Below are 1,593 nucleotides of genomic sequence, written 5' to 3'. Positions count from 1 at the left end.
GCGCTGGGGATAGAGCTGACGCTGGCCAGTGTGTTCAATCACCCGACGCTGGCGGGGTGCGCGGCGGCGCTGGGAGAGCTGGGCGAGCTGGGGCAGCAGCCGCAGCAGGCCCAGGGGCCGGCGCTGACGAGGATCTCGCGCGAGCAGGCCTTGCCGCTGTCGTTTGCGCAGCAACGGCTGTGGTTCCTGGCGCAGATGCAGGGGGGCAGCGAGGCGTACAACATGCCGTGGGCGCTGCAGCTGCAGGGGCCGCTGGATGTGCAGGCCTTGCGGCGCAGCGTGGATGCGCTGATGGCGCGTCACGAGGCCTTGCGCTCGGTGTTCGTGAGCGAGGACGGGGAGCCGCGGGTGGTGCTGCTGGAGGCCGCCCAGGGCATGCCCTGGCAGGAGCATGACCTGCGAGGCCAGCCCGATGCCCAGGAGCAACTGAGCCGGCTGAGCCTGGAAGAGGCGCACGCGGCGTTCGATCTGAGCCGAGGGCCGCTGGTGCGGGCGCGGCTGGTGCAACTGGACGATCAGCGGCATGTCTTCATGCTGACCCAGCACCACATTGTGTCCGACGGGTGGTCGATGGGCGTGCTGGTGACGGAGCTCAGCGCGCTGTACGGAGCGTTCAGCCAGGGGCAGGACGATCCGCTGCAGCCGCTGCAGATCCAGTATCCCGACTATGCCGCGTGGCAGAGGCAGTGGCTCACGGGCGAGCAGCTGAGCAAGCAGGAGGCGTACTGGCGCGAGCAGCTGGCGGATGCGCCGGTGCGGCTGGAGCTGCCCACCGACAAGCCCAGGCCGGCGCAGCAGGACTACGCGGGGAGCCTGCAAGCGGTGAGGCTGGATGCCGAGCTGACCCGAGGGCTGAAGCGGCTGGGACAGCGCCACGGCGTGACGCTGTACATGACGCTGCTGGGCGCGTGGGCGGCGGTGCTGGGGAGGCTCAGCGGGCAGAGCGATCTGGTGATCGGTTCGCCGACGGCGAACCGGGGACGCCAGGAGGTGGAGCCGCTGATCGGGTTCTTCGTCAACACCTTGGCGTTGAGGCTGGATCTGTCGGGGCCGTTGGACACGAGGGAGCTGCTGGAGCGGGTGAGGCGGGTGACGCTGGGGGCGCAGGAGCACCAGGACCTGCCGTTCGAGCAGGTGGTGGAGATCGTGAACCCGCCGCGCAGGCTGGAGCACACGCCGCTGTTCCAGGTGATGTTTGCGTGGCAGAGCAACGAGCAGGGGAGTCTGGCGCTGCCGGGGCTGGAGGTCAGGAGCGCAGACATGCCGCTGGAGCGGGTGAAGTTCGACCTGGAGCTGCACCTGGCGCTGACGCAGGAGGGGACGATTGCCGGGGCGCTGAACTATGCCAGCGCGCTGTTCGAAGCGGAGACGATGCAGCGCCAGAGCCAGTACCTGGAGACGCTGCTGCGAGGGATGGTGGCGCAGGAGGAGCAGGCGATCGCGCAGATTGCGCTGGTGGGGGAGGGTGAGCGGAGGCAGCTGCTGCAGGAGTGGAACCAGACGCAGGTGCCGTATCCGGGGCACAGCAGCCTCACGGAGCTGTTCGAGCAGCAGGCGATGCGCACGCCGCAGGCGGTGGCGCTGGTGGAGGGG

General features: G+C 69.5%; 1 protein-coding gene. It reads left to right on the top strand.

Annotated elements, in window-relative coordinates:
- A partial coding sequence (locus ACS5PK_RS22590) for a condensation domain-containing protein (RefSeq protein WP_439442513.1) occupies positions 1–1,593 on the top strand: 1,593 nt, incomplete at both ends.

The sequence above is a fragment of the Roseateles sp. DB2 genome (genome assembly GCF_051857535.1).
GTDB lineage: Bacteria > Pseudomonadota > Gammaproteobacteria > Burkholderiales > Burkholderiaceae_C > Roseateles_B.
This window is presented reverse-complemented; position numbering and strand designations above follow the sequence as displayed.